14 protein-coding genes are annotated in these 18,154 nt (G+C 50.3%); 11 read left to right on the forward strand and 3 right to left on the reverse strand.

The features are described 5' to 3' along the window. Positions 1–85 precede the first annotated feature (85 nt). Positions 86–1,474 (reverse strand): L,D-transpeptidase family protein, encoded by a 1,389-nt coding sequence (locus FD07_RS10410; RefSeq protein ID WP_020090284.1) that lies wholly within the window; start codon positions 1,472–1,474, stop codon positions 86–88. A gap of 521 nt (positions 1,475–1,995) precedes the next feature. Then, a complete protein-coding gene (locus FD07_RS10415; protein WP_020090283.1) occupies positions 1,996–2,955 on the reverse strand; it encodes an L-lactate dehydrogenase in 960 nt (319 codons plus the stop codon). 570 nt (positions 2,956–3,525) lie between these two features. Here FD07_RS10415 and pth point away from each other — a divergent pair. From pth to dusB, 11 genes are all read left to right on the forward strand, one after another. Next, on the forward strand, positions 3,526–4,083 hold the full coding sequence (gene pth, locus FD07_RS10420; protein ID WP_020090282.1) for an aminoacyl-tRNA hydrolase: 558 nt from the start codon (positions 3,526–3,528) through the stop codon (positions 4,081–4,083). 17 nt (positions 4,084–4,100) lie between these two features. Further along, positions 4,101–7,634, forward strand: a complete 3,534-nt coding sequence (gene mfd, locus FD07_RS10425) for a transcription-repair coupling factor (RefSeq protein WP_020090281.1) — start codon at positions 4,101–4,103, stop codon at positions 7,632–7,634. A gap of 464 nt (positions 7,635–8,098) precedes the next feature. Beyond that, complete coding sequence (locus FD07_RS10430; RefSeq protein ID WP_020090280.1) at positions 8,099–9,679, forward strand: polysaccharide biosynthesis protein; 1,581 nt, start codon at positions 8,099–8,101, stop codon at positions 9,677–9,679. Position 9,680: 1 nt separating this feature from the next. Next, on the forward strand, positions 9,681–9,956 hold the full coding sequence (locus FD07_RS10435; RefSeq protein ID WP_020090279.1) for an RNA-binding S4 domain-containing protein: 276 nt from the start codon (positions 9,681–9,683) through the stop codon (positions 9,954–9,956). Positions 9,957–10,066: 110 nt separating this feature from the next. Beyond that, a complete protein-coding gene (locus FD07_RS10440; protein ID WP_020090278.1) occupies positions 10,067–10,477 on the forward strand; it encodes an FtsB family cell division protein in 411 nt (136 codons plus the stop codon). 461 nt (positions 10,478–10,938) lie between these two features. Then, entirely contained in the window at positions 10,939–11,487 is a 549-nt protein-coding gene (locus tag FD07_RS10445; RefSeq protein WP_020090277.1) for a S1 domain-containing RNA-binding protein, read from the forward strand. Between the two features lie 82 nt (positions 11,488–11,569). Continuing rightward, entirely contained in the window at positions 11,570–12,937 is a 1,368-nt protein-coding gene (tilS, locus tag FD07_RS10450) for a tRNA lysidine(34) synthetase TilS (RefSeq protein ID WP_020090276.1), read from the forward strand. 16 nt (positions 12,938–12,953) lie between these two features. Next, positions 12,954–13,496: a hypoxanthine phosphoribosyltransferase gene (gene hpt, locus FD07_RS10455; RefSeq protein ID WP_020090275.1), complete on the forward strand. Its 543-nt coding sequence runs from the start codon at positions 12,954–12,956 to the stop codon at positions 13,494–13,496. Positions 13,497–13,605: 109 nt separating this feature from the next. Continuing rightward, positions 13,606–15,723 carry an ATP-dependent zinc metalloprotease FtsH gene (gene ftsH / locus FD07_RS10460; protein WP_020090274.1) on the forward strand — a complete coding sequence of 706 codons (2,118 nt, stop codon included), beginning with the start codon at positions 13,606–13,608 and terminating at the stop codon, positions 15,721–15,723. Positions 15,724–15,932: 209 nt separating this feature from the next. Continuing rightward, positions 15,933–16,820 carry an Hsp33 family molecular chaperone HslO gene (gene hslO / locus FD07_RS10465; RefSeq protein WP_020090273.1) on the forward strand — a complete coding sequence of 296 codons (888 nt, stop codon included), beginning with the start codon at positions 15,933–15,935 and terminating at the stop codon, positions 16,818–16,820. A 9-nt stretch (positions 16,821–16,829) separates the two neighbouring features. Beyond that, positions 16,830–17,846 (forward strand): tRNA dihydrouridine synthase DusB, encoded by a 1,017-nt coding sequence (gene dusB, locus FD07_RS10470; RefSeq protein WP_020090272.1) that lies wholly within the window; start codon positions 16,830–16,832, stop codon positions 17,844–17,846. 83 nt (positions 17,847–17,929) lie between these two features. Here the strand turns inward: dusB and FD07_RS12645 are convergent. Further along, a partial coding sequence (locus FD07_RS12645) for a hypothetical protein (protein ID WP_235804799.1) occupies positions 17,930–18,154 on the reverse strand: 225 nt, incomplete at its 5' end.

Below are 18,154 nucleotides of genomic sequence, written 5' to 3' on the forward strand. Positions count from 1 at the left end.
CAACAACAGTTGACATAGAACCGAAAAATATCATAAAAAGTCACAACGCACGTGAAAAGTACGTTGTGACTTTTTTAGAAATTCATTAGAAGATAACGACAGGTGTTCCGACGCTAACGTTTTTATAAACGGAACCAACCTTGGAAGGTGGCGTGTTGACACAGCCGTGTGACCCGTGACTCTTATACCAAGTGCCACCGTATTGCGGTTGCCAAGGCGAATCGTGAATCCCAACGCCGGTGTCATCAACAGGCATCCAGTACTTAACCTTAGAGGCGTAATTGGACCCGTTGTCGTTCTTACCACGTAACGTGGTGTTGCGTTCCTTGCTCCAAATTACCCAGACACCACTTGGCGTGTGGTGAGCGGTCGTTGGCAGGCCGGTGACAACTGCTGTGGAGACCACAAGCTTACCGTTCTTATAGACCCACATGTGCTGGTTAACTTTGTCGACTTCCACGTAAGAGTTGCCGATATCAGTACCGTTATTGTGGTAGCCACTCCCTTGAATAGCGGGGGTGCGTGACATCCCTTTGCCAGCTAGAACCAGCTTGCTGAGGGTTGGTGTCTCAGACTTGACCTTGATGCTCCAACCGTAAAGGCCAGCCTTGACCTTGACCGTTCCCCGCTTGGTGGACTTGAAGGTCCGGGTCTTGTTGATGGTGCCGTACTTGCTGCTGAGCTTGGTCAGGTAGCTCTTGATGGCAGAAGTGTTAGTCGCCAATTTACCATCCTTGAGCGTCAACCAGCTGGCTAACGTTTCGGCAGGGACGGTGATCTTGTGACCACTTAACTTGTAGACGTAACTTTCCTTCGTAATGGCAACGGCCTTTTCCTTAGCCGTCTTGAAACTAGTACTCTTAGTCGTAACCGCTGGCTCGCGGTAATCTTTGGAAACGTTGACCGTGGTTTCGCCCTTTTCAATGGCGTTGGTGATGGACGTTGCTAGCTTAGCCGCATCCAGCTGGTTCCCGTTTTGTTCCTTGGTGACTTCATATTGCCCATCTTTGTAGGTAAATGAAGCATCCTTGGCAGCCGTCCGCGTCGTATTCGCTTTGTTCGCGATATGGTCAGCTAACGCTTTGACGCTTTCCTGATTGGCGCTGCTGGCATTCAGCTTAATGCTGTCAGCCGTAGCGGTCGTGACGTGGACTGGCCAGGACCAAACGTTTTGCTTGGCAATTAGCTGCCGTAAAGCCGCCTGGGACGTAACTTTCAAATCAACCTTTTGGGTCTTGAAAGTCGCAACGGTCTTACTGCCATCCTTTAACGTTAATTCTTGATTCTTGAGTGCGGACTTGAGTTTCGTTGCCGCTTGATCGGCAGTACTGCCGCCGACATTAACCCCAGCAATCTCGGTATCCTTGAAGAATACTTTGGCTGAGGAATAGTGATACGCTTGGCCTACGTAAATCGCACCGACCGCGACAATTGCGGTCACGATGCCGATTATGAAGCCGGTTTTCTTTTTCATTGGTAGTGACCTCCTAAAATAAGCCAGTGGAAGGAAAGTCGTCGTCCTTAACGATCACATACTAGCATAAACCTAGCTTACTTCAAACTACCTTAAATGACAATCTTACTGCCTAATTGTTAGCGCTTTCGTAACTAATTAATTTTCTAATGTTAATATTTAAGGTTGTTGGTGTCGACGGTTACGGTGGTGAAAGGCTTTACCTTTGAGCCATAAATTTGTGCGCAAGCCGCTCATAGCTTGAATAGCGATAACTTAGGACTTGACCGAGAATTTGTGAAGGAATCGGTGGTGTAACTCATGGTGGCGTTCCTTGAGTAAGGGGCCGGTTAGGGGCGAACGATTGGGAACCTGAGGTGCAACAGCGGAGGGAATATGGTAAAAGTCAAAATATTTCCAAATTTCTTCGGATTCTGACTGGGATTGATGGTCGTGACGTGTACGGTGCGGGAATACTTTAAAATTAGCCACAAAAAAATCGCCGCTCCCGCAGGAACGACGATTTCAAAGTCATAATTGAATTACTTGAGGGCAGCTAAACCGTCCTTGGTAACTTGCTTCAAAGTAGCAGCTGACTTAGCCATTAAGTCCTTTTCCTTGTCGGATAATGGAACTTCAACAACACCAGCTAAACCGCTACCGTTGATGATAGCAGGCGTACCGATGAAGATGTCGTCTAAGCCGTATTCGCCGTTCAAAGCAGCGCCGATAGGTAATACGGCGTTTTCGTCACGCAAGATAGCTTTCGTAATCCGCATCAAGCAGGTTGCAACACCGTAGAAAGTGGCACCCTTCTTGTTGATGATTTCGTAAGCCTTGTTCCGCGTGTCGTCTTCGATCTTAGCTAAGTCATCGTCAGTCACACCTTGTTCCTTGGCAATGGCCTTCAATGGCTTGGAACCGATCGTAGCTTCGTCGTATGCGGCGAATTCGGAGTCACCGTGTTCACCCATGATGTAGGCGTCCACGTTCCGTGGGTCAACGTTGAACTTCTTAGCCAAAGCAACGCGTAAACGTGCCGTGTCCAATGAAGTCCCTGAACCGATAACCTTTTCCTTTGGGAAGCCTGAGAACTTCCAAGTAGCGTAAGTTAAGATGTCAACTGGGTTAGCAGCAACCACGAAGATACCATCGAAACCGGAATCAACAACGGGCTTAACGATTGAAGACAAGATCTTTAAGTTCTTGTTAACCAAGTCCAAACGCGTCTCGCCTGGCTTTTGTGGGGCACCAGCAGTGATTACGACGATGTCAGCATCGGCGCAGTCAGAGTAGTCACCGGAGTAGACTTTCTTAGGGGCAGTGAAGACTTGAGCATCTTCAAGGTCTAAGGCGTCTCCTTCAGTTCTATCCTTAATAACATCCACAATCACGAATTCTTCAGCTAAACCTTGGTTCATCATTGAGTAAGCGTATGAAGAGCCAACGGCCCCGTCACCAACGAGAACTACTTTTTGATGGTTTTTAGTAGTCAAATCCATTCATCTCCTAATAAATTTTTGACATCAAGGTACGCAAAAATACCCACTTGTAAGTATAACATGTAAACCAGAGGCCGACCACGGCCGGGCTTGAAAATTTGTGAAGACAGCGTTTTCTTTTAGTGAAACGATTCACCATGGGCAGAATCGGTGCAGTGGGGGGGGGACTATGCTATACTCAGGGGTGTTAATTTGGTATCGTCAGAATAATTTGCGCCAGCTGAACGGGGAGAACTGCGACCGTCCAGCTCTTTTGTTTCTCGCGTACCTTGAGGGTCACAATTATCGGTGGCCACAACTGTCTGATGTGGTGTCCGCCAGACCCTCTGTGAATTTAAACGGCTAAGATTAATTATTCCATATATTGGGCAACTAGGTCTTGTGCGGCTTGCTGGGTGCCAGTATGATGACAATTAGTGAGGATTCTGCTACCAGATTGGGATGCAGACAACCAGATTAGACACGGATTCAAGTGTCAGCGTGGGTGCCAGTGCTTAAGCCACGGCCAGACGCCGGGTAACCCACGTTAGATAATAGAAATATTGTGATAAGAGGGAGAAATTAGTAAGCATGAAAATGATCGTTGGTTTAGGAAATATTGGTCCCCAATATAACGGGACGCGCCACAACACTGGCTTTATGGTCGTCGATGAATTTGCCAAGCAACACGGGATTGAACTCACCACCCGGAAGCTGGACGCCCGTTACGGGACTGGTATTGTGAATGGTGAAAAGGTACTAGTTGTGAAGCCCACAACGTTTATGAACGAATCCGGTCGGGCGGTACATCCTTTGATGGATTATTTTAAGATCGACTTAGACGACATCTTTATCGTCCATGATGATATGGATTTACCCGTGGGGCATATCCGCCTGCGTGATCACGGTTCAGCCGGGGGGCACAATGGGATCAAGAGTATCATTGCGCATGTCTCCAGCAAGGATTTTAAGCGCCTGCGTGTGGGTACCGGGCATCCCGAGAAGATGTCCGTCGTTGACTACGTGTTGACTAAGTTCACCACGGAACAGCAACCCCTCTTCAACCAGTCTGCAGATAGGGCCGTAGCGGCGTTGGATGACTGGCTGAGCGGGACGGAATTCACTCAGTTAATGAATAAGTACAACTAAGAAGAGGAAGTTATCTCGTGAATTTAGAAGCATTTATGACGCAGACGCCGGCATACGCGACGATCCGCCAAACACTAGGGGCCGGGCAACGCCAATTGGTGACCGGACTCAACGGTTCCGCGGAGACGTTGTTCATTGCCAGTCTGCTCCACGAACAGCAACGGTCGATCGTCTACGTGACGGACACCCTGTACCATGCGGGGCAGTTGGTCGACGACTTGGCCAACCTATTAGATGAAAATGAACTCTTCGAATTTCCCGTTGAGGAACTGTTAGCGGCCGAAGTGGCCACGAGTTCACCGGAATACCGGTCTTCACGAATCGATGCCTTGCGGGCGTTGCAGAGTGAACGACCGGTCGTTATCGTGACGGCGTTATCTGGTCTACGCCGGTTCTTGCCGGCACCAGAGAACTTCGCGGCGGCGCGGTTTACCGTTAAAGCGGGCGATGACTTCGACCTCGAGGACTTGCAGCAACGGCTATTTGGTATGGGCTACACCCACCAAAAGTTGGTCGCGGGTCCTGGCGACTTTGCCGTGCGGGGCTCAATCATTGATATCTATCCGCTGGCGGCGGATTATCCGGTCCGGTTAGACTTCTTCGATACCGAGGTGGACTCACTCCGGTACTTCGATCCCGCCACGCAACGGAGTATTGAAAATGTCGATGAGGTGGAAATCCTGCCGGCAACCGACTTTATTTTAACGGCCGACGAGCGCGCTGCCGGGGCCGATGCCCTGATGGCCGAACTGACGCAACAGGTCGCTAAGCTGGATGAGGACGCCACGACCACGCTGACTAACCAGGTAAAACCACTGGTTGATGGCTTGCGGAAGGGGTCCGTTGATCCCCAACTCATGGAGTTCGCCGACTATTTATTCCCGGAACATCACCAATTGCTGGACTACTTACCGGCCAATGGATTGGCGTTGTTCGGGGACTATTCGCGTCTACAGGATGCTGAACGGCAGTTGCTGGAGGATGAAGCCAACTGGGCGACGGATAAACTGACCCACCATCAGATCTTCGCGCAACAGACGTTTGGTGGTGAACTGCGGCCGATCATCAAGGATGATCCGCACGCGCAGGTCATGCTGGCACTGTTCCAGAAGGGGATGGGTAACCTCCGCTTTCAGGCCGTTACGAACGTTGTGACGCGAGCCATGCAACAGTTCTTTGGCCAACTCCCTGTGATGAAAACCGAGATTGACCGGTGGCGTAAGCAGAAACAGACAGTGGTCTTGCTGGTCCAGGACGAGGAGCGCCTCGCTAAGATCGAAGAGACACTGGACGACTTTGAAATCCAGGCCGTTTTGACAAAGGAAGAAAATTTACAGAATGATTTGACCCAGCTCGTGCCGGAACGGTTACGGACCGGGTTCGAGTTGCCAGAAGCCAACTTGGTCGTGATCACCGAAGCTGAAATGTTCCAGAAGGTCACGAAGAAGCGCGCGCGGCGGCAGACAATGGCCAACGCCGAACGGCTGAAGAGTTATACTGATCTGAAACCCGGCGACTACGTGGTTCATGTGAACCATGGGATTGGGAAATTCATCGGGATGCAGACGCTGACGGTGGATGGCGTGCATCAAGACTACATGACCATCGACTATCAGGACAACGCGCAACTCTTTATTCCGGTAACACAGCTGAATTTGATTCAGAAGTACGTGTCCTCCGAGGACAAGAAGCCGCGGATCAACAAGTTGGGTGGTTCCGAGTGGGCCAAGACCAAGAGTAAGGTTGCCGCCAAAATTGAGGATATCGCCGACGAATTGGTCGACCTCTATGCCAAGCGGGCGGCCGAGAAGGGCTTTGCCTTTCCCAAGGATGATAGCTTACAGACGGACTTTGAAAATGACTTTCCCTACGCCGAGACGCCCGATCAACTGCGGACCATCGACGAAGTGAAGCACGATATGGAAAAGGCTCGACCAATGGATCGCTTGCTGGTCGGGGATGTGGGTTACGGGAAGACCGAAGTTGCTCTGCGGGCGGCCTTTAAGGCGGTTGAAGCGGGCAAACAGGTGGCTTTCCTGGTTCCAACGACTATCCTGGCACAACAACACTATGACACCATGGTCAACCGCTTCGAAGGTTACCCAATCAACGTCGAAATGTTCTCACGGTTCCGCACGACGAAGCAGATTCACCAGTCGATCAAGGATTTAGAGGACGGTCAGCTGGATATCGTAGTCGGTACGCACCGGTTACTATCCCAAGACGTGAAGTTCAAGAATCTCGGCCTCGTTTTGGTCGATGAAGAGCAACGGTTCGGGGTCAAGCATAAGGAACGGTTGAAGCAACTGAAGGCGAACGTGGATGTTCTGACGCTAACGGCCACACCGATTCCCCGGACGCTCCACATGTCCATGCTGGGTGTGCGGGATCTCTCCGTGATTGAAACGCCGCCGGCAAACCGGTTCCCCATCCAGACCTACGTCATGGAACAAAATGCCGGGGCCATTCAGGATGGAATTCGGCGTGAAATGCAACGGGGCGGTCAGGTCTTCTACCTGCACAATCGGGTGGATGACATTGAGAAGACCGTCAGCCAGATTCAAGCGCTGGTTCCAGAAGCGCGGGTTGGCTACATTCACGGGAAGATGACCGAAGCTCAGCTGGAAGGGGTACTCTTTGACTTCTTACGGGGCGATTACGATGTCTTGGTCACTACGACCATCATCGAAACCGGGATCGATATTCCTAATGCCAACACGTTGTTCGTCGAAAATGCCGACCGGATGGGCCTCTCACAGTTGTATCAACTGCGGGGCCGTATCGGACGAAGCAACCGGGTAGCTTACGCCTACTTCACGTACAAGCCAAACAAGGTTTTGACGGAAGTCAGTGAGAAGCGGCTCGAAGCCATCAAGGACTTCACCGAATTGGGGTCCGGCTTCAAGATTGCCATGCGAGATCTATCTATTCGGGGTGCCGGTAACTTGTTGGGTAAACAACAACACGGGTTCATTAACTCCGTGGGGTATGACTTATACACGCAAATGTTAAGTGATGCGGTCGCTAAGAAGCGGGGGAAGAAGACGCAGCCGAAGACCGATACCACGGTCGAACTGGGTGTCGAAGCTTACTTGCCGAGTGACTACATTGAGGATGAACAACAGAAGATTGAAATGTACAAACGGATTCGTCAGTTGGAGAGTGACGATGAGGTCAGTGAAATTCAAGCTGACTTGATCGACCGCTTCGGTGACTACCCAGAGAGCGTCGCGCAACTCCTGACAATTGGTCAGTTGAAGCTAGCGGCGGATCTCGCGTTGGTAGACAAGATTCGCCGGGTCAACGGGGATGTCTTCGTGACGATTTCCAAGCAAGGGACCAACATCTTAGGTGGCGAGGACGTCTTCAAGGCGTTAGCTGCAACCCAGCTGAAGGCCACAGTCGCCGTCGACAACGATCGTTTGCACGTCAAGCTAGTCTTACAGCCCAACATGACGGTCAAGGACTGGTTACCACAGGTGCAACTGTTCATGGGGGCACTACGCGATATTGTGGTGCAGACAACAAAGCCGAAGGCGGATGAGAAGTAACTATTTAGAATCATATGATTATTTGTGTTGCACGCCTCAGGTAAAAGTAGAGACTGGATAGTGAGTTTTATGCAGTCTTAACGGTTTGGTTATGTCGTAGAGTCAAGAAGACGTCAGCACTTAAATCTAAGCCATAAAACCGAAAAGACGAGAGTATCACGACCTAAACCAGTGTTAGCCGCAGGGATGATTGGCAGAGTACTGCCGATTGGTTCGGCTGAATCAGTGTGAGCCGTGAGGGTGGTGTAAATAGGCTCAGCCGTGGGAATTTTCTTAGCGGCTGAATTTGCCGCTTAGAAAATTGGTGACTTTGAAACTCGTTTCTCAGAGGTTCAAAGCAAGCCTAGAGACCGTTCTGTGGCTCTAGGCGTCCGCCCACCGCGTTCCGGCCTATTTACGCCACCCGGTAAGGCGCGGTGATACGCAATTTAGTAAGATACTCTAAGGGATAAGGAGGAGAGTGGATGGGCAACCGCAACGTGAATACGACCTTGCAAGGCGCCCTGATTCTTTCCATCGCGGCGTTCATTGCCAAGCTTTTGAGCGCCGTGTACCGCGTGCCGTTTCAGAACATGGTCGGTAACACCGGATTCTACGTGTACCAGCAGGTTTATCCGCTCTACGGCATTGGCATGACCTTTGCATTGAGCGGCCTACCGGTGTTTATTTCTAAACTGATTGCGGAGGCACCGGACTTGCCCAGTCAACAGCAGGTGGCCCGGCAAGTCTATCGGTGGCTCTGGGGACTGGCATTGGTCATCTTTGGTGGCTTGATGTTCGGTGCCCCCAGCATTGCTCGTGGAATGGGGGATGTGCACCTCGCACCGCTGATTCAGATGGTGGCCTGGATGTTTTTGTTCATGCCAGCACTATCGGTGGGCCGGGGGTATCATCAGGGTCGCTTTCAAATGCTACCCACGGCCCGCTCACAGGTCATCGAGCAACTGGTCAGGGTCGTCGTGATCCTGGTGGCTGCCGGTTGGGCGACCAGTCACGACTGGTCCGTCTACACGATGGGCACCTGGGCGTTGAGTGGGGGCACGATTGCTGCAGTAGCAGCCTTGTTGGTATTACCGCGATGGCGGCAACGGGATGTTGCGCCGGTAACCAGTCTGCCACACGTTGGCCGGCGTCTGCTGATCGAAGGAGGCACCCTGTGTCTCCTGACGGCGATGCTAGTGCTCTTACAATTAGTGGATTCATTCACGGTCAAAAATGGTCTGGTCGCCGGTGGCATGGGTGATTTAGCGGCTAAGAGCCTCAAAGGGGTCTATGACCGCGCCCAACCGCTGGTGCAATTAGGATTGGTGGTGGCGGTGGCCTTTGCGACCTCGCTACTGCCGGCCCTGACCGCAGCGCAGCAGGAACGGCGACCCGCAGCATTTAAACGGCTCACCACGACCATGATGCGCATTGCCTTGATGGTCGCCGTGGCAGCCACGGCGGGACTGATCAGCTTGATGCCGTGGATTAACCGGTTGCTGTTTGGCGACACCCAGGGTTCCGGCATGCTAGCGGTCTACATGCTGAGTATCATTCTGGCAACGCTGATTCAGACTTACAACAGTGTCCTGCAGAGTCAGGACCAGTACCGGCTGACGGTCGTGGCCCTAGCAGTTGGCCTAGCCGTCAAAATCGTGGGCAATCACTGGGCAGTCCGTAGTTTTGGGGCAACCGGAGCGAGTTGGCTGACGGTGATCAGCCTGGGTGCCATGCTAGTAGTGATTTGGTACGGGTCGGCAGTGACGTTACGTTCCGGTATTTGGACCAAGCCGTACATTCGAATCCTGTCAGCCTGTACCATCCTGATGGTGTTTGGCGTTCGACTCACTGTGGCTGTTTTAGAACACTGGTGGCCAGCCCTGATGACTAGTCGTTTGGCCATCGGTGGCGGCTTGTTCGTCACGATTCCCGTGGGGGGGCTACTCTTTATTGGCCTAGCTCTCAAGTGGCGTTTATTGTCGGTCCGGGAGTGGTTAGCGATTCCCCACGGTGAGAGTGTGTTAAGATTATGGCAACAACTTAGTCAACACGGAGGAAAATAATATGCGATTAGATAAATATTTGAAAGTTTCACGGATCATCAAGCGGCGCTCAGTCGCTAAGGAAATTGCCGATAAGGGTCGGATTATGATCAACGGTAAAGTGGCCAAGTCTTCGAGTGACGTGGCAACAAACGATGAGCTGGTTATTAAGTTCGGTAACAAAACATTAACGGTCAAAGTTAACGAATTGTTGGAAACCACGAAGAAGGACGACGCTGAACGGATGTACACCATCGTCAAGGAAGACTACGCACAAGATTTTCGGCAAGAAAATTAGGTTAAATATGACGAATGTTTTACATTATGCTAAACGTGGTAGACGCGTAAATTGAAACTTGCTATACTCAAGTTAAACTATCTGGTGAAAACTGAGGAGTGAGTGAAAAAATGGCTGACGTAAAACCGAAACCGGCGAAGATCGAACGTTTAGAAAATGACTATACCCGGCGACTGGACCGCCAACAAGCAACGGTTCACCATCATCAATGGCTCGGCAAACGTCGGATGCGGCGTGCAACCCGCATTCTCGCTATCTTTGCTGTGTTCGCAGTCGTCTTAGGCATTCAGCTCGTTCGGACTAATGCCAGCCTGCATCACGTGCGGCAAGAAGTGACCACCAGTAAACAAAAGCTGGCGGCCACGAAAGCCACCGACCACAAGCTTCAATTGCAAATTAAACAATTAAATAACAAAGACTATTTGGGGCGTTTGGTTCGCTCAAAGTACTACTACTCGAAGTCTGGGGAAACAATTTATAGCTTACCCGGCGACCATGCGAGTGATGTAACTGTTAAATAGTTCAATTAAGGATCCGCCAGTGCAACACGAACTGGCGGATTTTGTGTATTCGGGACTATTTGCTGAGAGTTTGTTGTGACTTTTCGCGTGAATGGGGGTAGCATGAAGGTATTCACAAAAGAATATTGCTATCATTATTTGAGGCATTACCATCGTTTCTCACAGGGAGCTAGACGAACGTCTGAGCTAACACAAAATGGCCAGTGGGTGATCTTGGCCTGATTTAAAAAAGAGACGGCCAAATTCAGCGGTTGTTTCCCGTTTTGACGGGCAAACGAATTAGCTACCGGGTAACATAAGTGAACCCGGAAACTAATAAGTGGCGCGAATGTTAATTTAACGGGCTTTCCGGTCGGTCAGAAAAATTGGTTAACGGACTTTCTTTTTAGTTTTTCTCGTGTGGAAATGTGGTAAATTGTGTTATACTGAAAGCACTTATTTTAAGGAGGAACTTCTTTTTTATGGCAATCGAGGTTGGAGCTAAAGTTTCCGGAAAGGTCTCCGGAATTACGAACTTTGGTGCATTTGTTGATTTAGGCGACCACAAGACCGGACTAGTGCACATTAGTGAGATTTCTGACGGTTACGTCAAGGATATCCATGACGTTTTGTCCGTCGGTGACGAAGTAACGGTCAAAGTTTTGACTGTTGGTAACGATGGGAAGATTGGTTTGTCGATTCGCAAAGCGACGGATCATCCGGCTGGTGACCGGCCCCATCACAGTAATCACAATGAACACCGGGATCATGAACAACATCGTGGCGGTGGCAATAATGCTGCTAACCATGGTGGCGAAAGTCATGGCCACGGTCGGCGGTTTGAAAATAACGGTTCCCGGCCTCACCATAGCTCAGCCAATGGTCGGTTCTCTGGCCATCAAACGGCTCCCCATAAAGAAAATTTTGACGACATGATGTCAGGGTTCTTGAAATCAAGTGAGGACCGTCTGGCAACGATTAAACGAAACACTGAAGGCAAACGTGGCGGCCGTGGCGGCCGGCGGAGTTAGTCAGCAGACTAACGTGCCATCAAGATGAAGAGGACCGCACTTGTGCGGCCCTTTTTCATAACCAGAAAGAGGGGGAGCTTCCGTGTCATTGGAAACGGACTTTCGACACAATTGCCAGGTACATGGTTGGAATGATCCCCACCAACACGGCTTAATTGCGGTCTCGACTGGTGTTGATTCGATGGTATTACTGGCGTTGTTTGCCCAGTTGCCAGTCGACCAGCGCCCCCAGCTGACGGTGGTTCATGTGAATCATCAGTTACGCGAGCAGAGTCAAACGGAGGCAGCATTTCTCAAGGAATGGTGTGCCCAACACCAGCTACCGTTGGTTGCGACCGTTTGGCCCAGAGATCAGCAGCCCACGCACGGTATCGAGGATGCTGCCCGGCAGTTTCGCTATCAGTTCTTTGCTGAGCAGTTAGCGGCCCAAGACGCTGATTGGCTGGCGACCGCTCATCAGGCCGATGAGCAGGCCGAGACTATCCTGTTTAAATTATTGCGGGGCGGTCAGCTCAATCAACTGACGGGGATGGCGGCCAGTCGTCCTTTTCACGCGGGTCACCTGATACGTCCGTTACTTCCCTTTACGAAGGCAACGTTGCGGGCATATGCGAAGCAACAACAGATTCCCTGGTACGAGGATGCTACGAACCGTGAGTTGACGGCAAGTCGTAATCGGGTACGCCTCCGGCTTCTGCCAGCCATGCGGCAAGAAAATCCGCAGGTTGACCGGCACTTACTGGACTACGCAGATCAACTGCAGGCGGTACTCCAGGTGGCTGATCAGGCGGTGACTGATAGCTTGACCCAGATTGTGCGTCAATCAGACCCAGTTGTCGTTGACACACAGGCCTTTTTCAAGCAATCAGCTGCTCAGCGACAATTGCTCTTGACGCGGCTGATCAAGCAGTGCCAGCCAACCTTGAGTACGGAAGCTAGTGTACTTAGAGCGTGTGAGCAGCTATTGGCGAACGTACAGCATCCGACGGGTACGGTTGATTTGGGTGCCGGCTGGTCACTGGTTAAAAAGTATGGAACGTTTACATTCAATCAATTCGAAAATTTCCAGCAAAAATCCAAGGAAGTTTTTAGTTTTATGGTAGTATTAAACCAATGGCGAACGTTGGGAAATGGCTGGCAACTTGGCTGTTTCACTACGGATAGTCGTGATCACTTACCGGCAAGCGAGGTCGTTGCTCTGACAGCCGACCAATTCCCGTTACGGGTACGGTCGTGGCAGGCAGCGGATCGATTACGGTTAGGAAATGGGCATCATCAGGCAGTTCGGCGGGCATTGATCAATGCCAAGGTTCCCCGGGAAGAGCGGGCGGCCGTGCCAGTTCTGGTGACGGCTCAAGATGAGGTGATCGCGGCACTGGGAGTGAAGTGGGCAGTCCAACCACAACGTGCGCACACAAGAAACTATCACATCAAATTAAAGCATGAATAGGCGAAAGGGGAACAGCATGAATAACGATATTTTAAAGGTCCTTTACAGTGAGGAAGACATTGCCGCGGCTTGCAAACGGTTAGGTACGCAACTTTCAGAAGACTACCGGGATAAGACACCATTAATCATTTGTGTCTTGAAGGGTGCTATTCTATTTATGACAGATGTTATTCGCGATATGGATATCTATGCAACGATTGACTTCATCGATGTCTCCAGCTATAACGGTGGGACCGCGTCATCTGGAACGATTCGGTTATTGAAGGACTTGGATACCGACGTGACTGGGCGTGACATCATCTTAGTAGAAGATATTATCGACACTGGTCGGACATTGAAGTACCTGGAAGACCTACTGAAGGACCGGAAAGCGAACTCCATTCGGGTCTGCACCTTGATGGACAAACCAAGTGGTCGTGTGGTCGAAGCCAAGGCGGATTACGTTGGGTTTAACGTTCCAAGTGAATTCGTGGTCGGCTATGGGTTGGACTACGAAGAAAAATATCGGAATCTCCCGTATGTTGGTGTTTTGAAGCCATCCGTTTATTCAGATAAATAATTAGTCAATGATAGTCAATTGTGATAACATCTTATTTAGTCAAAGGGGCATATGCTCTAAAATTCGTTCCTACAGTAGATGTTGGGAACTGTGAGTGAGGAGGCACGACATGAATAATCGACGAAATGGACTGTTCCGTAATAGTCTGTTTTACATTGTGATTTTCTTGTTGGTCATTGGTGTAGTTTACCTGTTCAACGGTAACGGCAACAGTTCTCAAACTCAAGAGATCCAATCGAGTCAATTTGTTAAAGATCTGAATGCAAACAAGATCAAGAAATTCTCCATTCAACCATCTGGGGGAGTTTACAAGATTACCGGGGAATATCGGAACGCGCAAAAGCGTACAACCAACACCGGATTTAGTCTCGGCGGCTCACAGAGCACAGCAGTGACTAGCTTTAGCACACAAGTCTTGACCAATAACTCAACGGTTTCTGAGATTGATAAGGTTGCTAAGAATCACAATGTTAAGATGAACACCAAAGCGGAAGAGTCGAGTGGCTTCTGGGTTAACTTGTTAGTCTATGTTGCGCCACTAGTTATTTTCTTCTTCTTCTTCTACATGATGATGGGTCAAGCCGGCCAAGGTGGCGGCAATGGCAAGGTCATGAGCTTTGGGAAGAGTAAGGCCAAACCAGCCGACAGCAAGGAGAACAAGGTTCGCTTTGCCGACGTTGCTGGTGAGGAAGAGGAAAAGCAAGAACTTGTTGAAGTTGTTGAGTTCTTGAAGAATCCTCGTAAGTTTGTGGCGTTAGGTGCCCGGATACCATCTGGTGTCTTGCTGGAGGGTCCTCCTGGTACTGGTAAAACGTTGCTGGCGAAAGCCGTTGCTGGTGAAGCCGCGGTACCATTCTTCTCGATTTCTGGTTCAGATTTCGTGGAAATGTTCGTCGGTGTCGGGGCTAGTCGTGTCCGGGATCTGTTTGAACAGGCCAAGAAGGCTGCACCATCAATCATCTTTATTGATGAAATCGATGCGGTTGGTCGTCAACGGGGTGCCGGCATGGGCGGTGGCCACGATGAACGTGAACAAACGTTAAACCAATTACTGGTCGAAATGGACGGGTTTACTGGGAGCGAAGGGGTCATTGTTATGGCCGCTACGAACCGTTCCGATGTGTTGGACCCTGCCTTGCTACGGCCAGGTCGGTTTGACCGGAAGATTCTCGTTGGTCGGCCAGATGTTAAGGGTCGTGAAGCTATCTTAAAGGTTCACGCCAAGAACAAGCCATTAGCCAATGACGTTGATTTGAAGGAAATTTCTAAGCAAACACCTGGTTTCGTGGGTGCCGACTTGGAAAACCTGCTGAACGAAGCGGCCTTATTAGCTGCACGGCGGAACAAGACACAGATCGATGCTTCTGATTTGGATGAAGCCGAAGACCGTGTCATCGCCGGGCCTGCTAAGAAGGATCGGGTCATCAGTCCTGATGAACGTAAGACGGTTGCTTACCATGAAGCTGGGCATACTATCGTTGGGTTAGTCTTAAATGACGCCCGCGTGGTCCACAAGGTAACCATCGTTCCTCGTGGGCGTGCTGGCGGATACGCCATCATGTTGCCACGTGAAGACCAGATGCTGATGTCTAAGAAGGATGCCATGGAACAGATTGCCGGCTTAATGGGTGGTCGGACGGCTGAAGAGTTAATCTTCCACTCCGAATCATCTGGGGCCTCCAATGACTTTGAACAGGCGACGCAAATTGCCCGTTCCATGGTTACCCAATATGGGATGAGTGATGCACTGGGGACTGTCGCACTGGAAAGTGCTGGCGGACAACCATTTGCAGGGGCTGGCTATACCGGTCAACCAACTTACTCAGAACATACCGCTAACTTAATTGATAGTGAAGTTCGCCGGATCATCGGGGAAGCACATGACACTGCCCGGAAGATTCTGGAAGAGCATAAAGCAGAACACAAGATTATTGCGGATGCCTTGCTGAAATACGAAACCTTGGACGAAAAGCAAATCCTCAGCTTGTTTAACACTGGGAAGATGCCTGAAACGGACAACGGTAACGAATTCCCTAGCGAAAAGGCGGCAACTTTCGAAGAGTCTAAGCGTGAACTTGAACGCCGCGAAGCAGAACGCCAAGCTTCTACTGAAGCTAAGTTGGCTTCTAGTGCCTCAAGTGATACTGAATCTGCAGCAGAGCCAGCCAGCTCAGCAGCAAGTTCTGCAGCGCCAGACGATCACGATGAGTCCGATCATTCCGAATAATTGTAATGATCTAAGGTCCGGGACGGCTGTCTCGGACCTTTTCGTGACTTATGGGGACGACTGCCCTCGGTTGGATGATAGTCAAATGACGGTTCACGTGAAGAATGTACGGGAAAAATTGCAGTAGGCGTTAGCTATATCTTTGCAAATCCCGAACTTTCTGGTAATGTAGGGCATGACAAAGTGCAATGAAAGGACGTTTATATTTAATGGCAGATTATTTAGTAAAAAGTTTGATTGATAATGGGATGTTCCGGGCTTACGTGGTGGACGCCACGGAAACAGTTGCTGAAGCACAACAACGGCATGACACTTGGAGTTCAGCCACGGCTGCTTTGGGACGGACCCTGATTGGGACAATGTTGCTGTCGACTTCGCTATTGAAGGGGAAGGAAACGTTGACGGTCAAGGTTAATGGTCACGGACCCGTGGGGGCTATCGTGGCCGATGGAAATGCTGATGGGACGGTTAAAGGTTACCTTCAGTACCCCCACATTAGCTTACCGTTGAACGAGAAGCACAAGATCGACGTGAAAAAGGCCGTGGGTGTCCAAGGGATGATGACGGTCACCAAGGACCAAGGCCTGGGTCAACCTTACACGGGTCAGGTTCCCTTGATCTCTGGTGAACTGGGCGAAGACTTTACCTACTACCTGGCAAAGTCCGAACAGATTCCCAGTGCGGTCGGCGTTTCCGTCTTTGTCCAACCGAACAACACGGTCAAGGTTGCTGGTGGGTTCATGATTCAAGTCATGCCAGGTGCATCTGATGAAGCTATTTCACGCTTGGAGAACCGCATTAAGGAGATGCCAATGGTCTCCGAATTGCTGTTAGATGGACAGAAGCCAGAGGATATCCTGAAGCTTCTGTTCCCAGACGAACAGATCAAGATCTTACAGAAGATGCCCGTTGGCTTTAAGTGTGACTGCTCTAAGGACCGGTTTGCCAAGTCTTTGGCCGCGATTCAACCAGCGGCTATCCAAGAGATGATTGATCAAGACCACGGTGCTGAAGCCGTTTGCCACTTCTGTGGGACGAAGTATCAGTTCTCCGAGGATGATTTACGGCAGATTCTGGCCGAAGCCCAAGCAAAGTAGGCGTTGTCGATGACTTGGAAGATTGGTGACGTTGAGATTCCAAATCGGGTGGTTGTTGCCCCTATGGCGGGGGTAACTAACGTGGCCTTCAGGCGTATCTGCAAGGACTTTGGTGCCGGACTCGTCGAGTGTGAGATGATCTCTGGGCAGGGAATCCACTATCAGAATCAGCGGACGCTCAATATGATGGCCGTTGATCCCAGCGAGCACCCCATGAGTATTCAGATCTTTGGGGGAACGCAGGAGACGTTAGTTCAGGCTGCCCAGTATGTGGATCAGCAGACGTCCGCGGATATTATTGATATTAATATGGGGTGTCCGGTGAACAAGGTTGTGAATACCGAAGCGGGAGCCAAATGGTTGCTTGATCCCAATAAAGTTCACGACATGGTTGCTGCGGTTGTGGCTGCTGTCGATAAGCCGGTGACGGTTAAGATGCGTACAGGCTGGGATAGTCACCACGTTTATGCGGTAGAGAATGCTCTGGCCGCAGAGAGTGCGGGTGCTGCGGCAGTTGCTATGCACGGTCGAACCCGTAAGCAGATGTATCAAGGACACGCGGACTGGGATATTCTAGCTCAAGTTGCCAAGCAGCTGACCGTTCCGTTTATGGGAAATGGGGATGTACGTACGCCGGAAGATGCTAAGCGCATGCTGGATGAAGTTGGTGCTGACGCTGTGATGATTGGTCGCGCGGTCATGGGAAATCCGTGGTTGTTGCGCCGAGTTAATCGGTATCTGGAGACGGGGGAATTGTTGCCTGAGCCGACCGTGGCGGAGAAGGTTTCATTGGCCAAGGAGCACCTGCATCGATTGTGCATTGCTCGTGGGCCGGAAGAGGGACCGATGGATTTTCGGACGCAAGTGGCTTATTACCTCAAGGGGATTCCTCACGCGGTTCGTACTAAGGTAGCGTTGACTGATGCTACTGAAGAGGGGACCATGGTCGAGATCCTTGATGAGTTTGTTGCTAAGATTGCGGCTCGTGAGCGGCAGATGGCTGTCCAACGATTTTCAGATAAGTAAAGTAATGGATTAAAGCCCGTTAAAATAGGTTTCTATAGATGGAACTTGAGAATTCAGAGAACATTTCTGAATTCTTTTTTAGTTTATTGTGTTTTTTCTCTTGACCTAGCTTGAGATGATTGATAAGATATTACCTGTTGCTGTTTGAGACAGCCAATGCATAAATAACAAATTATTGAATAGTCATACAAATTTGAAATTAATGCTTGACGAGTTAAACAGCAACTGATAGAATGATTTATGTTGTCAAAACGTGCTTCATCCGTCATTCGTTGCTTCTTGAATGTTGAATAAATATTCAGAAAGTT

It is taken from the genome of Levilactobacillus parabrevis ATCC 53295 (assembly GCF_001434055.1).
Taxonomy (GTDB): domain Bacteria; phylum Bacillota; class Bacilli; order Lactobacillales; family Lactobacillaceae; genus Levilactobacillus; species Levilactobacillus parabrevis.

What these genes read in the sequence shown, in the direction of transcription:
- FD07_RS10410 (WP_020090284.1), bottom strand. Translation starts at nt 1,474, where the DNA reads ATGAAAAAGAAAACCGGCTTCATAATCGGCATCGTGACCGCAATTGTC.
- FD07_RS10415 (WP_020090283.1), bottom strand. Translation starts at nt 2,955, where the DNA reads ATGGATTTGACTACTAAAAACCATCAAAAAGTAGTTCTCGTTGGTGAC.
- pth (WP_020090282.1), top strand. Translation starts at nt 3,526, where the DNA reads ATGAAAATGATCGTTGGTTTAGGAAATATTGGTCCCCAATATAACGGG.
- FD07_RS10430 (WP_020090280.1), top strand. Translation starts at nt 8,099, where the DNA reads ATGGGCAACCGCAACGTGAATACGACCTTGCAAGGCGCCCTGATTCTT.
- FD07_RS10435 (WP_020090279.1), top strand. Translation starts at nt 9,681, where the DNA reads ATGCGATTAGATAAATATTTGAAAGTTTCACGGATCATCAAGCGGCGC.
- FD07_RS10440 (WP_020090278.1), top strand. Translation starts at nt 10,067, where the DNA reads ATGGCTGACGTAAAACCGAAACCGGCGAAGATCGAACGTTTAGAAAAT.
- FD07_RS10445 (WP_020090277.1), top strand. Translation starts at nt 10,939, where the DNA reads ATGGCAATCGAGGTTGGAGCTAAAGTTTCCGGAAAGGTCTCCGGAATT.
- hpt (WP_020090275.1), top strand. Translation starts at nt 12,954, where the DNA reads ATGAATAACGATATTTTAAAGGTCCTTTACAGTGAGGAAGACATTGCC.
- ftsH (WP_020090274.1), top strand. Translation starts at nt 13,606, where the DNA reads ATGAATAATCGACGAAATGGACTGTTCCGTAATAGTCTGTTTTACATT.
- hslO (WP_020090273.1), top strand. Translation starts at nt 15,933, where the DNA reads ATGGCAGATTATTTAGTAAAAAGTTTGATTGATAATGGGATGTTCCGG.
- dusB (WP_020090272.1), top strand. Translation starts at nt 16,830, where the DNA reads ATGACTTGGAAGATTGGTGACGTTGAGATTCCAAATCGGGTGGTTGTT.